Raw genomic sequence first — 17,616 nt, 5'->3', positions numbered from 1 at the left:
CGTTTTTCCAGAGAAAGCCAACAAAGGCGATCGGCCCACTAAATGGTTCGGATCGATTCAACCGTAACTGCAGGGGCGAGCGAAGCAAACTCTGCGTTTTATTTTGCAACCGCGCATCTATCGGAGGAAGGAGATTAGCCCGTACTTCCCCGCCCATCCATTTACCTTCTTAGAGAGATAACTTTCTGTAATAATTTGTAATAAACAAAGACGGGCGAGCGTTGTATAAAGATTATCAGAGGGTTGAAACGACAGGCCAAAGTTAACAAAAACACTGATTGACAAGGTTTGTCGCATCTCATAAAAGATGTAAAAAATTCTAAGGTTTCTTAAACGTCCGTTACGATGTAACAATAGTGCAGGTAGCGGAAAGGGAGAACTCGATCGGACCAGCAGATTAGCTGGCATCAAATTTCAACCCTTGCAGGCACTCGTAGCCTGAACAAATTTAACTTAACGGTTTTATACCGCAACCAAACTCAATTAACTCAAGTAGGAGAGTTCTTTCATGTTTGACGCATTTACAAAAGTGGTTTCCCAATCTGACGCTCGGGGCGAATTTCTAGCTCCGGGTCAACTCGATGCTCTCAGCAGCATGGTTTCCGACGCCAACAAGCGGATTGACGCAGTAAACCGCATCACCGGCAACGCATCCAGCATCGTAGCCAATGCAGCTCGCACCCTGTTTGCCGAACAGCCTCAACTGATCGCTCCTGGTGGTAATGCATACACCAACCGCCGCATGGCAGCTTGCTTGCGCGATATGGAAATCATCTTGCGCTACGTCACCTATGCAACATTTGCAGGCGACGCCAGCGTTTTGGACGACCGCTGCTTGAACGGTCTGCGTGAAACATACCAAGCTCTGGGAGTTCCCGGTGGCTCAGTTGCAGCCGGTGTGCAAAAAATGAAGGAAGCAGCAATCGCGATCGCTAACGACCCCAACGGCGTTACCCGTGGTGATTGCAGCTCGCTGATGTCTGAAATCGGCAGCTACTTCGACCGCGCAGCTAGTGCAGTCGGCTAAAAATAGCCAAGCGAACCTTTCTTGTAAAGAAGCGAGCATCGCATTTTTGCAAACAATCATTTTTGTACAAAAACAACACAACATTAGGGAGACACCAGAACAATGAAAACCCCTTTGACTGAAGCAGTAACCGCAGCCGATTCTCAAGGCCGTTTCCTGAGCAGCACTGAACTGCAAGTCGCCTTCGGCCGTTTCCGCCAAGCAGCAGCAGGTTTGGAAGCAGCCAAAGCGTTGACCGCCAACTCTCAGCGCTTGATCGACGGTGCAGCTCAAGCTGTGTACAACAAATTCCCGTACACGCAACAAATGCAAGGCCCGAACTACGCTTCTACCCCAACAGGTAAAGCCAAGTGTTCTCGCGACATCGGCTACTACCTGCGGATGGTAACCTACTGCTTAGTTGCAGGCGGCACCGGTCCGATGGACGAGTACCTGATTGCAGGTGTTGACGAAATCAACCGGACATTTGAATTGTCTCCTAGCTGGTACGTTGAAGCTCTCAAGTACATCAAAGGCAACCACGGTCTCAGTGGCGACGCTGCAACTGAAGCGAATTCCTACATCGACTACGCAATCAACGCTCTGAGCTAGATTTGCGTGATGCCCGGGATTGTAAGCTGCTGTTAGCTTAAGTGTTAGCGGTTGTTTACAATTCCGGGCATCTGCGATCCAAGCCTAGTTTTGCAAATACTTTTTTAAGCAGTTTTCAATTTTTAAAGCAAAAAAGGAAGAAGCAAAGATGGCAGGATTAGGTGCAGCAGAACGGTTAGGAATAAAAGCATTTGAAGAAGCGGGACGGGTAGAACTGCGCCCGCACTGGACGCAAGAGGATGCGAAAGCAGTAATTCGCGCTGCTTACAGCCAAGTTTTCGGCAACGAGTATTTAATGTCGAGCGAACGACTTACCAGTGCTGAATCTCTGCTGCTGCAAGGGCAGATTTCAGTGAAAGATTTTGTGCGGTCAATTGCACATTCCGAAACCTATCGGAAAAAGTTTTTTTATCCGAACTCGCAAACGCGGTTAATTGAGCTTAATTATAAGCATTTGTTGGGCCGCGCTCCTTACGACGAGTCGGAAATTGCTTTCCACGTTGATTTGTACAATGCCGAAGGCTACGAAGCTGAAATCAATTCTTACATTGACTCAGTTGAGTATCAAGAAAATTTTGGCGAAAGTGTAGTGCCTTACTATCGCGGTTTCGCGACTCAAAGAGGTCAAAAAACCGTCGGTTTTAACCGGATGTTTCAACTGTACCGGGGTTTTGCTTCTAGCGATCGATCGCAAAACCAAACCAAAGCCCGGCTGACTTGGGAAGTAGCGAGAAATATGGCTTCGCCGATATACACGGCCTCCACCGGAAAAGCCCTTGGTGGAACTTCCGGCGGTTCTCGCGACCAACTCTACCGAGTCACCGCAATGCAAGGTTCGGCTAAGTTTTCCCCTCAAGTGCGGCGGACTACTACGGAATATCTCGTGCCTTACGAGCAACTTTCGAGCCGCTTGCAGCAAATCAACAAACGTGGCGGCAAAGTGGTAAGTATTACCACAGCTTAAAGTTTGTAAAGACGTTTTTTGAAACGTCTTTAGCAAATTAGGACTAAGGCTAAAAAATTCTTCAATTTTATGTGGATATGTAAGGTGTACAGTGTACACCCTACTTTGAGGCATATTATCCTTAGTCCTAAAAATTTCAAGTGCAACCAAGCATTAAACTTTTGTCATTAATAATTTAGGAGAAAATCTGGTGGCGATTACAACAGCAGCGTCCAGACTAGGAACATCCGCATTGAGCGATGCGCCGAAGGTAGAATTGCGCCCGAACTACACCAAAGACGACGTTGAAACTGTGATTCGTGCGGTTTACCGTCAGGTGCTGGGCAACGACTATTTAATGAAATCCGAGCGACTTACAAGTTCCGAGTCTTTGCTGCGAGACGGCAGTTTGAGTGTACGAGAATTTGTACGCGCTGTAGCTAAGTCAGAACTGTACAAAACCAAGTTTTTCTACAACAGCTTCCAAACTCGGACGATCGAACTAAACTACAAACACTTGCTCGGTCGCGCTACCTACGACGAATCTGAAGTAGTCGAACACTTAGATTTGTACCAAACAAAAGGCTACGACGCTGATATTGATTCTTACATCGATTCAGTAGAGTATCAAGAAAACTTTGGCGAAAGTATCGTGCCTTACTACCGCGGCTTTAACACCCAGCGTGGTCAAAAAACCGTCGGTTTTACCCGGATGTTCCGGTTGTATCGTGGCTATGCAAACAGCGATACATCTCAACTAGAAGGCAATAGCTCTCGCTTAGCTGTCGAACTCGGCACTAACACCGCTACGGCTGTAGTTGGGCCTTCTGGCGGTAACGAAGGTTGGGCATATCGGCCTTCTGCCAGAAACGTAACTCCGGCCAGCACTTTCGGCGGTGCGGCAGCTTACGGCAAAGAAGGGCGGCTGGTGCGCGTGGAAGTTTCGGGCATTCGCACGGGTGGCTATCCCAGCGTGCGCCGCAGCAGCAAGGCTTTCATCGTACCTGTTGAGGAGTTGTCCTCGCAAATGCAGAAATTTCAACGCATGGGCGCGAAAATCGCCAGCATTACTCCAATTTAGTCAGTTGGCAGTTGGCAGTTGGCAGTTGGCAGTTGGCAGTTGGTAGCTTTTAATCAACAGTCAACAGTCAACAGTCAACAGTCAACAGTCAGAATTACCAATTACCAAGAAGCTTATGTTGGGTCAAATTGTAGCTGGAAAAAGTGGCAATACAGCTTCGTCTGGTCGCTGCTTTCGGTATGAAGTTGTGGGCTTGCGCCAAAGCGATGAAACAAATAATGTGGATTATTCGATTCGATCGAGCGCCAGTACATTTATCAACGTGCCTTACAATCGGATGAATCAAGAAATGCAGCGGATTACTCGCATGGGCGGGAAAATTGTCAGCATTCATCCTTTAAACGCGGGTACAGAATCATCCCATGAGTCATCCCATGAATCATCTGGTGATCACCAATAGTTTGGTTGCAGGGGCGATTTTCATCGCTCCTACAAAAGCTAGAAGGGGCGATGAAAATCGCTGCTAGACAAATAAAGTCCACTCCCAGCGGACTAAAAGTTAATTTAACCCGCCCAGGCGGGTTTTGTCTGTTTAGTAGCGATTTGAATCGGCGAGTTTCCCTAACCCTTGCAGGTTGTGTCTGGGTAGCAGCGATTTCAATAGCCGAATAACTAATAACTAATAACTAATAACTAATGACTATGGATTATTACGAATCTGACTCACCGCCGGCGGGTGTAGCTGAGGGCGAGTCTTTAACTGTTGAACAGGCGATCGCGAATTTGCACTCCCAAGATTACAGTCTCCGGTATTATGCTGCTTGGTGGGTGGGCAGATTTCGCGTCAAGGAACCGGCAGCTATTGCAGCTTTAATTGCCGCATTGGAAGAAGAGTCAGAACAAACAAAAATTGGCGACTATTCCCTATTACGAAATGCGGCGCGGGCTCTGGGTAAATTGGGCGACAAACAAGCCTTACCGGCCCTGATTCGCTGTTTGGAATGCGCCGATTATTACGTGCGGGAAGCGGCGGCTCAAGCTCTAGAAATGCTGGGCTATCGCGATTCTATTGAGCCGCTAATGAACCTATTGGATGGGGGCCTAGTTGTTGCTGTGCGAGTACCAGGAAAATCGCACCTCGTGCAACCTTACGACTCGGTAATTGAAGCTTTGGGAACGCTGCAAGCGACAGAAGCTATACCGCTAATTTCACCTTTTTTAGAACATTCTGTGGAGCGGGTGCAGTACGCTGCGGCGCGGGCGATGTATCAGTTAACTGGTGAGCGGGTTTACGGAGAGCGGTTGGTAAGTGCTTTGAATGGGGATAATTTGCAGTTGAGGCGATCGGCTTTGATGGACTTGGGGGCGATCGGCTATTTGCCGGGAGCGCAAGCTATTTCTGAGACTTTAGCAGAAAATAGCATAAAATTGATTGCGCTCAAAGGAGTTTTGGAGCATCACCTCAATCAACAAGAATCTCTATCTTTGTCAGATGAAGCTATCCAAGTTATGAACTTAATGGATAGCCTTTTGTAAATAGCGCAGGTAACTATTAACTTAATGATTAATACCCAATCCAAGCGCTGTTTGCTTCGTTGCTGCGAGGGATGCCTCTATTAGCTGTTCGCCAAATTTCTTCACTTGCTCAACTAAAATCTCTCCAGCACTTTCGGGAGAACCAGCATTAAAAGGTGGTGCGGGATTATACTCTAGAAGTAACTGAATCATTTGGGCAGTTTCTTCGCCGCAGAGTGTGCCAACAACTACCAATCCAAAATCGATACCAGCAGTTACGCCACCGCCTGTGATGCGATTTTGATCGACAACCACTCTTTGAGTCCCAACTTCAACGCCCAGCATTGCTAACTGGTCGCGAAATGCCCAATGGCAAGCAGCGCGGTATCCTTGAAGGAGTCCAGCAGCAGCTAAAATCAAAGAACCCGTACAAACCGAGGTGATATATTTTGCTGTTTTTCCCTGTTGGCGCAGAAATTCCAGTACCTCTGCATCCTGCATCATTTCTACCTGCCCCATCGCGCCACCGGGAACGCACAAAACATCTAAAGACGGACAGTCATTGAAGGTGGCGGTAGGTAAAATCTTCATCCCCTCGCTACTCGTCACTGGTTCGAGAGTCTTCCACAACAGCAGAACACGAGTATCAGGCATCATGGAAAATACCTGGTAAGGGCCAGTCATATCGAGTTGAGTCATGCCAGGAAAAATCACCAGACCAATGTAATATTTTGCTTGAGTTGTCATTTTTCAAATTATTGGAACCTTTGCTAGAGATTATGGTAGGAAGTAATCTCAAAATTGCATAGTCCCCAAGTGAGTACACTTTGAACCCATCAATGACTAATTCTCTTTATGCCCTATTTGACGCGATCGCCTCTGCTCGCGACGAGCGCGAACTTCGACTGCGGTTTATGGATGGAGTGGGCGAGCATTTTGGAGTACAGCGCTGGGGAATCTATTTCTTTGGCGAACACTCCGGCATTGCCGAGATTGATGTTCGGGGCGTACCCAATGTTAGTGCTTTTGTAGAGCGCTACGAAAAAGTTGGTCGAGCCGTCGATCCGGTGTTGCGCTACGTGCTTGACTGCCATGCTCCCGCTCACGAAGAAATGGTGCTACCTCTGGGAGGTTGGAAGCAGTGCGAACTTTATCAGCGCTGTTGCGCCTACTACGATCACGAACACATAATAACTGGGCCAATTGTAGGCGACGGCCGTCTTATTGGTACAGTTAATTTAGCCCGCGTCGGTGATACACCTGCATTTGGTGCTGGGGAAGTTGCTCGCTTGAGCGCGCTATGTCTTCACCTGTCAGCCCGTCTGGCAAAGTTACAGGTGCCGGAGGCAAGATTCATTTCGCCGTTAGCGAGTCGTTTGACACCGCGAGAGGTACAAATTGCTGAACTGGTAGCACAAGGACTAACGAATGCTGAGATTGGTGCAGCGCTGTGGGTTACGCAAAATTCTGTCAAGCAAGCTCTCAAACGGATGTTCCGCAAGCTGAATGTTTGTTCTCGCACCGAGATGATAGTGCAACTTCAAGGGATTTTAGGTTCATAGGAAATATTGTTAAAATTAGCAATCTAAAATCTCAAATCGTTTGTAAACCTGTTGTAAATACTATAAATAAATGGCATTAGAATTAATTCAGGCTGTCGAACAAGCAGATTCTTCCGAGGGCTTGTTAAACGCAGTCAAAGCACTGGCGGCGACTCCCTCAACACAAGCAATTCCTACCTTAATTACAGTGCTCGGTTACAACAACCCAGGCGCCGCTGTTGCCGCCGTTGACGGGCTGATTCAACTGGGAGAAGCTGCAGTGCTGCCACTTCTAGAACAGCTTGACGGCTACAATTACGGGGCGAGAGCTTGGGCTGTTCGGGCTTTGGCGGGAATTGGCGACCCCAGGGGTTTGGAGATTTTGCTCGATGCAGCGGCGAATGACTTTGCTTTGAGTGTGCGACGGGCGGCGGTTAGGGGTTTGGGGACGATTTGCTGGGAATTGATGCCGGCAGAACAAATTGCAGATGCTCAACTTCGCGCTGTGAAAACGCTACTGCAAGCGTCCCGAGATCCAGAATGGGTGGTGCGCTACGCAGCAGCGGGGGGTTTGCAAGCTTTGGCGGGTGCTGCGACTGTTAAACCGGATTGGTTAGCGGAAGTTTCGGCCAGACTTGAGGAAATCACCCAAAGCGATGAAACTACTTCAGTTAAGGCTCGGGCTTTGCTTGCTAAGAAAATATTGTCACTTGGCTAGGGTTTGGGCGATCGTCTCTTCCAAGTCCCCTTGAGTGAGAGTCGTTAATATAAAGACTTCTTGTACGGTTTTGCCCTGTCTGGCGATGATTTTAAATCCCCCGCGGATGGGTACTGACACTCTTAATGTCATGCGGGGGATGTGTCCTTTAACTTTGTTGATGACCCCAGGCGTGACTGTTTGAATGCCGATTTTTAGGGTGAGGCGCTCTAAAATTGGTATCAAACCGGGAAGGTGGGTAGAGTGATTCCAAACTAGGCGGCCTTTGGGTTGTGCGTTCATAAATTTTTAACCAAATTCAACATACCCAGTCTAAGCCACCCCTGGGGGGAACCAATTTGAAATTCCCTCAACTTATGTATCAATAACGTTACTGTGCGTGTCATTGCCAGCAAACCGAGGCAATCTCAAACGGAGATTTTTGATTGCTGGCGCGCAAGCTGAGATTTGAGGACACAGAATTGTCCTGTACTTTTTGATGTTGTGGGTTGCTAACTGTCGGTTTTTCTAGTTGAGTTTTGATCGCCGTGAGCATTTCTGCGACGCTGCAAGGTTTCTTGAGATAGCCGTCTGCTTTGAGTTCCAGGGCTTTTTCCATTTCGGAGGCTGTCATAAAAATAAACGGAATGCTGGCGGTTGCAGGGTGCGATCGCACGGCTGCGAATACTTCAAAACCGTTTAGTTCCGGCATCATGACATCAGACAAAATTAAATCGGGAATTTGGGCAGCTAACTGGATACCAACTTTTCCATTTTCAGCCCCGACAGCTTCAAAACCGCGCGATGCCAGAAGTTCTAATACGGTTTCTCGAATTAAGTTATTGTCTTCAATTACTAATATTTTTTTCATGTGTTTAAGCTGGCTCTTTACTTTGTTTGTATGGCTCTGTTATAATTGTTACAGGTAAGTTTTAAAGAATTCAATAGGGTTATTGCAAAAAACCGCTTTTGACTGGCAACTTTTTACGGCTTTGTGTATGCTCACAGTTACACACAAAACTTGAGTTATCAGCAGCTTTACCTTTTGTACTAGCGCTAGAAGTCGCTCCGGTGTACCTAGGATTGTGAAGGTCTAAAATCAGCGATTCAATAGTTTATTTAATAAAGCTTCCAGCCGCCTGACTCAAAAAGTTTCTATTTAAGTGGCGTTCGCAGCTACGTGTAATTAATAAATCTGCCACTTTGCTGAGCACGAAACTAAAAACTGTGAAGTTCACAAATTTCGGGCAATCGGGTAAAATATAACTTGGTGTATCGCTATTAAGTGAGGAAAAAGATATGTCAGAATTTCTAGACTTTCTCAGACATCAGTTTGCCTACGTTGCCATTGGCGAATTTAAACCTGGAAAATTTAAAGAAGCCGAAGAACTTTTTGAAAAAGCCGTTGCAACTTATGCTACAGGTTTTAAGGGAGCGTATTTGCTGCAATTGCCCAATACAGACAAAGGTATTGCCATCATTTTTTGGGAAAGCGTAGAAGAGATGGCCGCCAATCAAAGCGAAGCCTATCAGGAAATATTAAAGCAGATGACGCCTTTGTTTGCGAAACTTCCCGACACTGATGTTTATGAAATCGTCAGTGAAATTCAGCCCAAAAGCGAATGATTAAAAATCCTGCAACCGGCGAGTCATTCCCATACCCATCGGCGTCTTTCGCCCCACTCCGCTGTAAAGTGCAAAATCTGCTAAAGTGTTAATTTGCTTGATAGTAGCAGGAGCTATATCTCCCATAATTCGGTAACTAATATCGCCGACGCAGCCAATAAATTTACTGCGAGAATCCGTACTAACTTCTGTTCTGATATCGAAGAAACTGGGGAAAATAGCTTCTGTGAAAGTAGGTTCGATCGCAATCGTGCTGTACTTGTTCCAGCGATTCGCTAAACTGCCGAAAATACTTTCACGAGTGGGCATAGCACTATCGTATACACCTTGCCGAAAATTAGTAGGAGTGCAAAAACTAAAAGCTATTTGGCGCTCAGTTTCCGAAGCTCTATCGAACAATTCGGCGTAAGTACAAAAGTTTACCCACGGCTGGTTGGATTGGGGTTGGCTCAAAATATTAGTAATGTATATATTTGTCGGGCCGAGATGCCAGGGGCGATCGAAATTGAGTTGCTGCCAAAGTTGAGTTAGGCGATCGAACAAACCGTCATCCAGCAGAGAAATCCGCCACCAAATCGGCATATTTTCCTGAATTGCTTGCTTGTGTTCCCACTGTACAGCCGGAGATATTGTGCGGGAAGCCGGAGGCAAAACTCTCTTTTGTGGCTGGGGAGTGCTGCTTTTGTAAGCCTCTTTTCTGCTTACTTGAAAAGGGCTTAAAGTGAAAGCTTTTTCATGAGATTGGTCGTGCAGGTACGCGCTCAAATCGCTGTCTACAGCACTCACAAGGTTCAAAAACAAAGCGTGGAGATGCCGCCCAGTTAAAAACTGGGAGGGAATTGGTGCAACTGGCCGGAGGTTTAAAACAAGGCTGTGGGGCATTTTTAAATTTATATACTGTGTCTGTATATATGTTCAGCTAGTATTAATACTACAGCTAAGTTGCAACTTAGATTAAGGAATCTAAATCGCGTAAGGTGCACAATGTGCACCCTACTTTTACGACGATTTGTGGGTCGTGTACACCTACGTTTAGGTTGTGATATTGACGCACCTCTCTGCACTGTGAATTTTTAGGCGATCGAGATTTCAGGCGACAAATAAACGTCTTGGATGGCGTGGAACAATTTTACGCCTTCTTCAAAGGGGCGCTGAAAAGTTTTGCGGCCGGAAATTAAGCCACATCCCCCAGCGCGCTTGTTGATTACCGCCGTGCGAATTGCTTCTGCAAAATCGCTTTTCCCGGAAGCACCGCCGGAGTTAATTAAACCCATCCTTCCCGCATAACAGTTGAGCACTTGATAGCGAGTTAGATCGATCGGGTGATCCGTTGTCAAATCCGAATAAACCCGCTTGTCGGTTTTGCCGTAACTGTGACCGCTAGCTTTAGCAACAGCTTCGTAACCGTTATTGCATTCGGGCAATTTTTGCTTGATAATGTCAGCTTGAATTGTCACCCCCAAGTGATTTGCTTGCCCGGTTAAATCGGCTGCAACGTGATAATCTTTGTCTTGTTTAAAAATATCGTTGCGGAGGTAGCACCACAAAATTGTCGCCATTCCGTATTCGTGAGCGTGGGCAAAAGCCTGACTGACTTCTTGGATTTGTCGCGTCGATTCCGGGGAACCAAAATAAATTGTTGCTCCCACTGCAACTGCTCCCAAATTCCAAGCTTGCTCGACGGTTGCAAACATTATTTGGTCGAATTGATTGGGATAAGTTAGCAACTCGTTGTGATTGAGCTTGACAATAAAAGGGATTTTATGCGCGTATTTGCGAGATACGCTTCCCAAAACTCCCAGCGTTGTCGCGACAGCATTGCAGCCAGCCGAAATTGCTAATTTAATGATGTTTTCGCTGTCAAAGTAGATGGGATTTGGTGCAAAAGAAGCGGCCGCCGAGTGTTCGATTCCTTGGTCTACTGGCAGGATGGATAAATAGCCAGTATTTGCCAAGCGTCCGCTAGAATAAAGTTGCTGAAGCGATCGCAAAACTTGAGGAGATCGATCAGTTTGAGCAAAAATGCGATCGACCCAATCCGGGCCAGGCAGGTGCAACAAATCTTTAGGAACTTTTGCTTGATGGGTGAGCAAGTCTTCGGCTTCGTCGCCAAGCCAAGACTCGATGGAATTGGGAACTGATAGTGTAGCTGTCATACAGATTTCCCTCTGAATTTCAATTACAGGCTGATGATTGCAGACATTAACCTTGCTGATATTGTAGCGAAAAAATCATATTTTCCATCCCCTCAACCCTAGAACCAGTTTTTAACAAGTTAGCGACAACAGCAGCTAGGACGCGCTACTCTATAATAAGCTGGCAGTTCAGCCGGATCTGCGCTGCCAGCGATCGCCGATCGACTCACAACTTTGCCATCACAATGTCACACACTTACTTTGATTCTGAAAACGGTCACAAATCCTTCGAGATGCCTGGTGCCAGGCCGCATTACAACCCGGATCGCCCTGGTCAAGTAGAGCACATTTTCCTCGACTTAGTGCTGAATATTCCCAAACAAAGCTTTCGTGGCACTTGTAGCATCCGCATCAATCCAGTCCGCAGCGGTATTGACAAATTAACCTTAGATGCTGTAAACCTGAATATTAAATCAGTAAAAGTCGGCGAAATTGAGCAAAATTTCGACAGCGATGGCGAAGTCCTGCAAATTCAACTACACGAACCAACCGAAGCTTACCAACCGATTACAATTGCGATCGAATACTCGGTAGAAAAACCCCAGCGCGGCCTCTATTTCGTCGGCCCGGACAAACACTATCCAGACAAACCAACACAAGTTTGGACTCAAGGAGAAGATGAAGATTCCCGTTTCTGGTTTCCCTGTTTCGACTATCCCGGACAGTTGGCAACTTCGGAAATTAGAGTGCAAGTTCCGAGACAACTCTTTGCTATTTCCAACGGGGAATTAATTAGTACAAAAAACGAAGGCGACGATAAAATTTATCACTGGTCCCAAACCCAAGTACACCCGACGTATTTAATGACCTTAGCAGTCGGAGATTTTGCCGAAATTAAAGACGAATGGAACGGCAAACCAGTTAATTATTACGTGGAAAGAAGCCGCGAAGCAGACGCTAAGCGCAGCATGGGCAAAACGCCTCAAATGATTGAATTCTTCTCTAAAGCATTTGGCTATCCTTACCCTTTTCCCAAATACGCTCAAGTCTGCGTCGATGATTTCATCTTCGGAGGCATGGAAAATACTTCGACAACTTTACTAACAGATAGGTGCTTGTTAGACGAACGCGCCACCCTCGACAATCGAGGTACTGAAAGCTTAGTTGCCCACGAATTAGCTCACCAGTGGTTCGGTGATTTAGTAGTAATTAAACATTGGTCTCATGCTTGGCTGAAAGAAGGCATGGCTTCTTACTCCGAGGTGCTGTGGACTGACAAAGAATACGGCAAAGAAGACGCGGCTTACTATATGTTAAATGAAGCCCGCAATTATTTAGCAGAAGACAGTTCTCGCTACCGCCGCCCCATTGTTACTCACGTTTACCGCGAAGCAATCGAATTGTACGATCGCCATTTGTACGAAAAAGGTGCTTGTGTCTATCACATGATTCGCGCCGAGTTGGGCGACGAATTATTTGACAAAGCAATTCACACTTTTGTGCGGGATAACGCTCACAAAACTGTAGAAACCATCGATTTGCTCAGGGCGATAGAAAAGGCTACCGGTCGCAATCTCATGTTTTTGTTTGACCAGTACGTTTATCGTGGCGGTCATCCCGATTATAAGGTTGCTTATTCTTGGGATGGCGACAGCAAATTAGCAAAAGTTACTGTCACCCAAACTCAGGTAAAAGATAGCAAAAATGGCAACGGCAACAGCAAAGATGTCTTTGACCTAAAAATTCCGATCGGCTTCGGTTACAAGCCAGAAAAAGAAGCAGACGATGACACTTGGGCACGTTCAACCCCGAACCTAAAAACTTTCACAGTCCGAGTGCATGAGCGCGAGCAAAGCTTCTATTTTCCTCTCGAAGAGAAGCCTGCATTTATCAGTTTTGATGTCGGCAATAAATACTTAAAAACGGTTGTTTTAGAGTATGGAATTGCGGAATTAAAAGCTCAGTTGCAATTCGATCCAGACCCGGTTTCCCGGATTTACGCCGCCCACGCTTTGGCGAAAAAAGGAGGACTGGAAGCGGTGAAAACGCTATCAGAAGTTCTCAAAAAAGAGCCGTTCTGGGCAGTACGGGCCGAAGTTGCCGGCCAGTTAGTTGAAATTAAACTCGACCAAGTTTTTGAAGGTTTAGTAAGTGGTTTAAAAGATAAAGATGCTCGTGTTCGTCGCGCTGTGGTGAATGCGCTGGGTAAAATCCAAACTCACGAAACTTATAAAGCGCTGAGATCGATCGTCGAAAAAGGCGATGACAGCTATTATGTAGAAGCAGCCGCAGCGAGTGCTATGGGCTCAATTGCAGCGGCTAACCCCGACGAAAAACCTAGCGACGAACAGGTACTGAAAGAGTTAAAATTCGTCCTGAAAGAGCGTCAGGGGTGGAATGAGGTAGTGCGATCGGGGGCGATCGCAGGTTTGGCGCAGATGAAAACTTCTGAAGATGCGCTGAATCTAATATTGAAATACACAGCCGTCGGTACTCCGCAAGCTTTGCGCTTGGCTGCAATTCGAGCTTTGGGCACCATTTCGACAGGTCAAACGAAGGTCAATTTAGAACGGATTTTGCAGCGATTGGCAGAATTATCTAAAGAGACGTTTTTCTTGACTCAAGTCTCTGTAGTAGTGGGATTAGGACAAATGCAAACTCGCAAAGCAATTCGCATTTTGCGTTCTTTAGCTGACCAAACTCCCGATGGTCGCGTTCGCCGCATGGCTGACGAAGCTGTGCAAAGAGTCCAGAAAAATGCTGGTTCTGATGCAGCGGTAAAGCAGTTGCGGGAGGAATTAGACCAGGTGAAAAAGGAGAATCAAGATTTGAGGAGTCGGATGGAAAATTTGGAGGCTAAGGCGAAGAAAGATTAGGCGTAAAACCGCATATCGGCGCAGGTAAAAGCAGAGATTGTCGATCGGCTTTTATCTGCTTTTCGGTAGAGGATTTCGCGCAGTTATAATAATATTATTGTTCATTGGGAGTGCAGGGGAATTTCCTATTTTGCACAGAGGGGAAAAACTAAATATCTCTATTCTCCACTTTGTTGTCTCAACTGGGGAATTATCGAGAATCAGAATGCAATTTTTTTTAATTTGTAAAGCTTTGATGTAGCAGCAGCTTTTTTACCAATAAATATTGCATAAATTATGAGTATAAGAACCGCTGTATTGGTAGAGCAATCGGGGGTAATTCCCTATCGTATTCAAGACGGAAAAATTGAAGTAATGCTAATTACTTCTTCGGCTAGCAAGCGCTGGGTTATTCCCAAAGGATTAATTGAACCTGACATGACTCCCCAAGATTCGGCCGCCAAGGAAGCTTGGGAAGAAGCTGGTTTGTTGGGTAAAGTGTTCCCGGATTTGCTAGGAACTTACGAGTATCAAAAGTCCGGCTATACTTGTCAGGTAGAAGTATTTTTAATGGAAGTGCAAGCAGTTCTAGAAATTTGGCCGGAAGCTGGCAAGAGAAAGCGGCAGTGGGTAAGTATTCCTAAAGCAATTAAGCGGGTTAACGAACCGGAACTCAAACTCATTTTGGCCGATTTGCCGAATCGGTTCTGGTGAACAATACCCAGATATCCGACTTATTCACAAAGTCGGGTATCTAAGACTTCTCGACAAGCTGGAATCGGAAGTGCAGTCAAAGTTCAGCAATGTTAAGATTAAAATGTGCGCGATTACAGGAGTCACTTACCAGGATTTAAGTCGCCAGACAAGATTCCGCTATACGTTTCTCAAGTGGCTTGGCTCATAATGCCCGATCGCGATCGAGTTCAAAAGGAGATAAACTCATGTTTGACTACCAACTTGTTGGCAGTAAACTCCATGAAGTCATTAACTCATAATTTATGTTATAATTTAATTGCAGCTTCGTTTACCATAATAAATTGCCTTGGATTATAACTTTGATTGGAATCCAGCCAAAGAAAAGCAAAATATTCGCAAGCATCAATTGAACTTTCGTTTGGCATCAACTGTTTTCCGCGATCGTTCTCAATTAACAATATATGATGAAGAACACAGTCAAGATGAAGATAGATGGATTACCATAGGCTTAGATGAAACAGGAACTTTAAGGGTTGTCATCCATACCTTTGAACAAACCGCTCGCACCTCCTGTATAATTCGGATAATTTCAGCCCGCAAAGCTAATTTCACTGAAACCCAAGCTTATCAAGAGAGGAAATTATGAAATCAGAGTATGACTTTTCTTCATCAGAGCAAGGCAAATTTTACCATCCTGATGCTACGTTTCATTATCCCATTTATCTCGAACCAGATGTCGAGGAATTTGTGACTAAAATTGCTGAGCATAAAAAGATTGAGGTTCAAGTTTTGGTCAATGAATGGCTGAGAAATAACATTAAACTAATTCAAAGTATTGAGTAGGTGAGAAACCCGGTTTTTTTTCTCAAGTGGCTTGGCTCATAATGCCCGATCGCGATCGCTCTCAGAAGGAGATAGGATCATGTTTGACTATAAACTTGTAGAAAGTAAACTCCATGAAGTCATTAACATCGTGAAACCACAACTGTCAGACACTCAAATATAATTTATGATTTCCAATATTCATGCGGGCGAGTGGAATCTGGCGTTAGAGACTTTATGCGGTATTCTCATTGAAGAAGAAATTCCCAGAAATTTAAAGGGTTATGAACTCTTGCAAGAAGTAGGCAATATCTTGAACATGGAACGGGAAACTTGGGAGATGTTAAAAGTCCACATAACTCCTTGAGAGTAGAATATGTAGATGTGATCGCTGCAAATCCAAGGGAAATTGCAGCCAAAAGTCCAGATGCCTTAATACAGATTAGGCGTTAGCTGAGAGGAAAGGAATGCTTTCGGCTAAGTTATCCTTAACTTCAATTCCCTGTTTTCTCCCCCAAAACTGGCTCAAAAAGTGAATTTGCCGCAAGCCGACAACTAAATTTAAACCTGGTACAAAAATCCACCAAACTGTTAGCGGTTCTTTGATTCCTTCTTGGCGGTACAATTCGTTCACTGTATTGTAAAGTTTGAACTGCACGATGTAAATCCAAGCAATACCGAGCAAGGAAAACCAACCAAACCATCCGGGAACGTCAGGGTCGAATATCCGCAAAGCTTGGGGCACGGCTACTCCTAAAACAAAGGGAAGCAAGCAAAGGGTTCCCGACCAACCGCTGCCGTTATAGCGACGCAATTCTTCTTGAATAATCCATTTGTACCATCCGTAATATAGCAGCAAGCTAACTCCAGATAGCAAAATTACTCGCCACAAAGAGCGCGGTTTACCTAAAGGTTTGTCGGACATATTTAGATGTAAGATATGAATGGCTGTCTTGATTGTATTAACATTTGTTAATTATTGCAAAATCATTTCTCGAATCGATCGCGCGGTTGCAGGGGCCAGCAGAACACCGTTGCGATAGTGGCCACTAGCGATGAGAACGCGATCGTTACCGGGAAGCGTCTCGATAATTGGGGCGGCCCGCCCTTCCGGCCGCGGGCGCAATCCTGACCATTTCCTGATGATTGAGGCGAATGCTAAGGCGGGACAAAGCAAACTCGCCCTCGCCATCACTTCCGCCAACATATCAGCATTCGCCGCAATTTCCCCGCCATTTTCTGAAAACTCCACCGTCGCCCCCACCCAATATTCCTGATTTTCCAAAGGCACAATGTGAACGTCATCGCAAGTAATTACCGGCCTAAAATCTGGGTTTCCTAAAGGATTCGGCGATCGCAAATGCAGCGCTTGTCCCAACACCGGGCGAATGTCAACCAACTGATTTAACGATGCAGTAACAGCAGCAGAACCCAAACCAGCGCACACAATTAGTCGATCGAACTCCAAACTAGCAGCAATCGCCGCTGCTTCAACGGGCACGCAAAACTCAAAAATCGCCCCATTTTGTTCAGCAGCATCAACCAAAGCCAAAGTTAGCGCCGTCGGATCGACTTGCCGGTCTTGAGGCGAATAAATCGCAGCAATAATCTTATCGTTTAAATAGAGATGAGGGCAGCGAGATCGCACTCGTTCCCGATCCCAAAGTTCCAATTCCCAACCTTGAGACTCGCGAGTTGCTATCAACTTTTCCCACTTACTTAAATCCTCTCCCTCCGAACAAAGCATTAAAATTCCCTGTTTGTTAAAAGGAATTTTTCGCCCCGTAGCTGCTTCCAATTTTGGAATCAAAGTTTCGTAGCGCTGAAGGCTGGTTTCCCTCAACTGCCAATTTCTGCCCTTAGTTTTGTGGCTGATAACTCCCATCAAAACACCGAGTGCAGCGCCAGTAGAACCTTGTGCCGGCGGCTGTTTGTCGAACACAGTAACTTTCAGTTCGGGAAATTGACTTAGTTCAAAGGCGATCGAAGCCCCAATAATACCGCAACCAATAATTGCAACGCGAACCATTCAATTTTAGATTTTAGATTTTAGATTTTAAATTAACTGCTTCCTAGGTTCGGCCCATATAAGCCTTTTTTGGGCGGGCTCTGGGGCCCACCCCACAATACAACTCACTTCTTTGTGG

Annotated in this window: 21 protein-coding genes; 14 read left to right on the top strand and 7 right to left on the bottom strand. The window is 45.8% G+C overall.

Features of this window, described 5'->3' with window-relative positions:
- Positions 1–508: 508 nt before the first annotated feature.
- The 6 genes from QUB37_RS02440 (at position 509) to QUB37_RS02415 (ending at position 5,118) form a co-directional block, all read left to right on the top strand.
- Positions 509–1,027 (top strand): phycocyanin subunit beta, encoded by a 519-nt coding sequence (locus tag QUB37_RS02440; RefSeq protein ID WP_333146104.1) that lies wholly within the window; start codon positions 509–511, stop codon positions 1,025–1,027.
- 102 nt (positions 1,028–1,129) lie between these two features.
- A complete protein-coding gene (cpcA, locus tag QUB37_RS02435; protein ID WP_006631256.1) occupies positions 1,130–1,618 on the top strand; it encodes a phycocyanin subunit alpha in 489 nt (162 codons plus the stop codon).
- Between the two features lie 148 nt (positions 1,619–1,766).
- Complete coding sequence (locus tag QUB37_RS02430; RefSeq protein ID WP_333158750.1) at positions 1,767–2,582, top strand: phycobilisome linker polypeptide; 816 nt, start codon at positions 1,767–1,769, stop codon at positions 2,580–2,582.
- 190 nt (positions 2,583–2,772) lie between these two features.
- The gene (locus QUB37_RS02425; RefSeq protein ID WP_333158748.1) at positions 2,773–3,642 is read left to right on the top strand and encodes a phycobilisome linker polypeptide; all 870 of its coding nucleotides are present in this window, start codon (positions 2,773–2,775) and stop codon (positions 3,640–3,642) included.
- A gap of 115 nt (positions 3,643–3,757) precedes the next feature.
- The gene (locus QUB37_RS02420; protein WP_333158746.1) at positions 3,758–4,042 is read left to right on the top strand and encodes a phycobilisome linker polypeptide; all 285 of its coding nucleotides are present in this window, start codon (positions 3,758–3,760) and stop codon (positions 4,040–4,042) included.
- 236 nt (positions 4,043–4,278) lie between these two features.
- The gene (locus QUB37_RS02415; RefSeq protein ID WP_333158744.1) at positions 4,279–5,118 is read left to right on the top strand and encodes a HEAT repeat domain-containing protein; all 840 of its coding nucleotides are present in this window, start codon (positions 4,279–4,281) and stop codon (positions 5,116–5,118) included.
- Positions 5,119–5,139: 21 nt separating this feature from the next.
- Here the strand turns inward: QUB37_RS02415 and QUB37_RS02410 are convergent, their stop codons facing one another.
- Positions 5,140–5,844 carry a DJ-1/PfpI family protein gene (locus tag QUB37_RS02410; RefSeq protein ID WP_333158742.1) on the bottom strand — a complete coding sequence of 235 codons (705 nt, stop codon included), beginning with the start codon at positions 5,842–5,844 and terminating at the stop codon, positions 5,140–5,142.
- Between the two features lie 92 nt (positions 5,845–5,936).
- Between QUB37_RS02410 and QUB37_RS02405 the strand changes: the two genes are divergently transcribed.
- On the top strand, positions 5,937–6,659 hold the full coding sequence (locus QUB37_RS02405; protein ID WP_333158740.1) for a LuxR C-terminal-related transcriptional regulator: 723 nt from the start codon (positions 5,937–5,939) through the stop codon (positions 6,657–6,659).
- Between the two features lie 70 nt (positions 6,660–6,729).
- Positions 6,730–7,356 (top strand): HEAT repeat domain-containing protein, encoded by a 627-nt coding sequence (locus tag QUB37_RS02400; RefSeq protein ID WP_333158738.1) that lies wholly within the window; start codon positions 6,730–6,732, stop codon positions 7,354–7,356.
- Here the strand turns inward: QUB37_RS02400 and QUB37_RS02395 are convergent.
- Both QUB37_RS02395 and QUB37_RS02390 read right to left on the bottom strand, forming a co-directional pair.
- Positions 7,345–7,638 carry a DUF2103 domain-containing protein gene (locus tag QUB37_RS02395; protein ID WP_333107423.1) on the bottom strand — a complete coding sequence of 98 codons (294 nt, stop codon included), beginning with the start codon at positions 7,636–7,638 and terminating at the stop codon, positions 7,345–7,347. The two genes, QUB37_RS02400 and QUB37_RS02395, sit on opposite strands and share 12 nt — an antisense overlap.
- A 100-nt stretch (positions 7,639–7,738) precedes the next feature.
- Positions 7,739–8,206, bottom strand: coding sequence for a response regulator (locus tag QUB37_RS02390; RefSeq protein ID WP_333158735.1), 468 nt, complete (start codon positions 8,204–8,206; stop codon positions 7,739–7,741).
- A gap of 428 nt (positions 8,207–8,634) precedes the next feature.
- Here QUB37_RS02390 and QUB37_RS02385 point away from each other — a divergent pair, with 428 nt between their 5' ends.
- Entirely contained in the window at positions 8,635–8,961 is a 327-nt protein-coding gene (locus QUB37_RS02385) for an antibiotic biosynthesis monooxygenase (protein ID WP_190661662.1), read from the top strand.
- On the opposite strand, the gene cas6 is transcribed toward QUB37_RS02385, so the two are convergent.
- On the bottom strand, positions 8,962–9,843 hold the full coding sequence (cas6, locus tag QUB37_RS02380) for a CRISPR-associated endoribonuclease Cas6 (RefSeq protein ID WP_333158733.1): 882 nt from the start codon (positions 9,841–9,843) through the stop codon (positions 8,962–8,964). It lies immediately after the preceding gene.
- A gap of 191 nt (positions 9,844–10,034) precedes the next feature.
- Positions 10,035–11,117, bottom strand: coding sequence for a class I fructose-bisphosphate aldolase (locus QUB37_RS02375; protein WP_333158731.1), 1,083 nt, complete (start codon positions 11,115–11,117; stop codon positions 10,035–10,037).
- Positions 11,118–11,341: 224 nt separating this feature from the next.
- On the opposite strand from QUB37_RS02375, the gene QUB37_RS02370 reads away from it, so the two are divergent.
- The 5 genes from QUB37_RS02370 (at position 11,342) to QUB37_RS02350 (ending at position 15,836) form a co-directional block, all read left to right on the top strand.
- A complete protein-coding gene (locus QUB37_RS02370; RefSeq protein WP_333158729.1) occupies positions 11,342–13,972 on the top strand; it encodes a M1 family metallopeptidase in 2,631 nt (876 codons plus the stop codon).
- Between the two features lie 276 nt (positions 13,973–14,248).
- Complete coding sequence (locus QUB37_RS02365) at positions 14,249–14,665, top strand: NUDIX hydrolase (protein WP_333158727.1); 417 nt, start codon at positions 14,249–14,251, stop codon at positions 14,663–14,665.
- Positions 14,666–14,993: 328 nt separating this feature from the next.
- Complete coding sequence (locus QUB37_RS02360) at positions 14,994–15,293, top strand: BrnT family toxin (RefSeq protein WP_333158725.1); 300 nt, start codon at positions 14,994–14,996, stop codon at positions 15,291–15,293.
- The gene (locus tag QUB37_RS02355) at positions 15,290–15,490 is read left to right on the top strand and encodes a hypothetical protein (RefSeq protein WP_333144455.1); all 201 of its coding nucleotides are present in this window, start codon (positions 15,290–15,292) and stop codon (positions 15,488–15,490) included. Before QUB37_RS02360 ends, QUB37_RS02355 begins: the two co-directional genes overlap by 4 nt.
- A 166-nt stretch (positions 15,491–15,656) precedes the next feature.
- Positions 15,657–15,836, top strand: a complete 180-nt coding sequence (locus tag QUB37_RS02350; RefSeq protein ID WP_333158723.1) for a MafI family immunity protein — start codon at positions 15,657–15,659, stop codon at positions 15,834–15,836.
- A 75-nt stretch (positions 15,837–15,911) separates the two neighbouring features.
- Here the strand turns inward: QUB37_RS02350 and QUB37_RS02345 are convergent, their stop codons facing one another.
- Entirely contained in the window at positions 15,912–16,394 is a 483-nt protein-coding gene (locus QUB37_RS02345; RefSeq protein WP_333158721.1) for a hypothetical protein, read from the bottom strand.
- Positions 16,395–16,445: 51 nt separating this feature from the next.
- Positions 16,446–17,498: an FAD-dependent oxidoreductase gene (locus QUB37_RS02340; RefSeq protein WP_333158719.1), complete on the bottom strand. Its 1,053-nt coding sequence runs from the start codon at positions 17,496–17,498 to the stop codon at positions 16,446–16,448.
- Positions 17,499–17,616: the final 118 nt, after the last annotated feature.

The organism is Microcoleus sp. AT3-A2 (assembly GCF_036705685.1).
GTDB lineage: Bacteria > Cyanobacteriota > Cyanobacteriia > Cyanobacteriales > Microcoleaceae > Microcoleus.
This window is presented reverse-complemented; position numbering and strand designations above follow the sequence as displayed.

Bases quoted from the DNA above. Each gene is read 5' to 3' on its own strand.
- QUB37_RS02345 (WP_333158721.1), bottom strand. From the start codon at position 16,394: ATGTCCGACAAACCTTTAGGTAAACCGCGCTCTTTGTGGCGAGTAATT.
- QUB37_RS02385 (WP_190661662.1), top strand. From the start codon at position 8,635: ATGTCAGAATTTCTAGACTTTCTCAGACATCAGTTTGCCTACGTTGCC.
- QUB37_RS02350 (WP_333158723.1), top strand. From the start codon at position 15,657: ATGATTTCCAATATTCATGCGGGCGAGTGGAATCTGGCGTTAGAGACT.
- cas6 (WP_333158733.1), bottom strand. From the start codon at position 9,843: ATGCCCCACAGCCTTGTTTTAAACCTCCGGCCAGTTGCACCAATTCCC.
- QUB37_RS02355 (WP_333144455.1), top strand. From the start codon at position 15,290: ATGAAATCAGAGTATGACTTTTCTTCATCAGAGCAAGGCAAATTTTAC.
- QUB37_RS02415 (WP_333158744.1), top strand. From the start codon at position 4,279: ATGACTATGGATTATTACGAATCTGACTCACCGCCGGCGGGTGTAGCT.
- QUB37_RS02400 (WP_333158738.1), top strand. From the start codon at position 6,730: ATGGCATTAGAATTAATTCAGGCTGTCGAACAAGCAGATTCTTCCGAG.
- QUB37_RS02420 (WP_333158746.1), top strand. From the start codon at position 3,758: ATGTTGGGTCAAATTGTAGCTGGAAAAAGTGGCAATACAGCTTCGTCT.
- QUB37_RS02365 (WP_333158727.1), top strand. From the start codon at position 14,249: ATGAGTATAAGAACCGCTGTATTGGTAGAGCAATCGGGGGTAATTCCC.
- QUB37_RS02410 (WP_333158742.1), bottom strand. From the start codon at position 5,844: ATGACAACTCAAGCAAAATATTACATTGGTCTGGTGATTTTTCCTGGC.
- QUB37_RS02395 (WP_333107423.1), bottom strand. From the start codon at position 7,638: ATGAACGCACAACCCAAAGGCCGCCTAGTTTGGAATCACTCTACCCAC.
- QUB37_RS02405 (WP_333158740.1), top strand. From the start codon at position 5,937: ATGACTAATTCTCTTTATGCCCTATTTGACGCGATCGCCTCTGCTCGC.
- QUB37_RS02370 (WP_333158729.1), top strand. From the start codon at position 11,342: ATGTCACACACTTACTTTGATTCTGAAAACGGTCACAAATCCTTCGAG.
- QUB37_RS02375 (WP_333158731.1), bottom strand. From the start codon at position 11,117: ATGACAGCTACACTATCAGTTCCCAATTCCATCGAGTCTTGGCTTGGC.
- QUB37_RS02440 (WP_333146104.1), top strand. From the start codon at position 509: ATGTTTGACGCATTTACAAAAGTGGTTTCCCAATCTGACGCTCGGGGC.
- QUB37_RS02430 (WP_333158750.1), top strand. From the start codon at position 1,767: ATGGCAGGATTAGGTGCAGCAGAACGGTTAGGAATAAAAGCATTTGAA.
- QUB37_RS02340 (WP_333158719.1), bottom strand. From the start codon at position 17,498: ATGGTTCGCGTTGCAATTATTGGTTGCGGTATTATTGGGGCTTCGATC.
- QUB37_RS02390 (WP_333158735.1), bottom strand. From the start codon at position 8,206: ATGAAAAAAATATTAGTAATTGAAGACAATAACTTAATTCGAGAAACC.
- cpcA (WP_006631256.1), top strand. From the start codon at position 1,130: ATGAAAACCCCTTTGACTGAAGCAGTAACCGCAGCCGATTCTCAAGGC.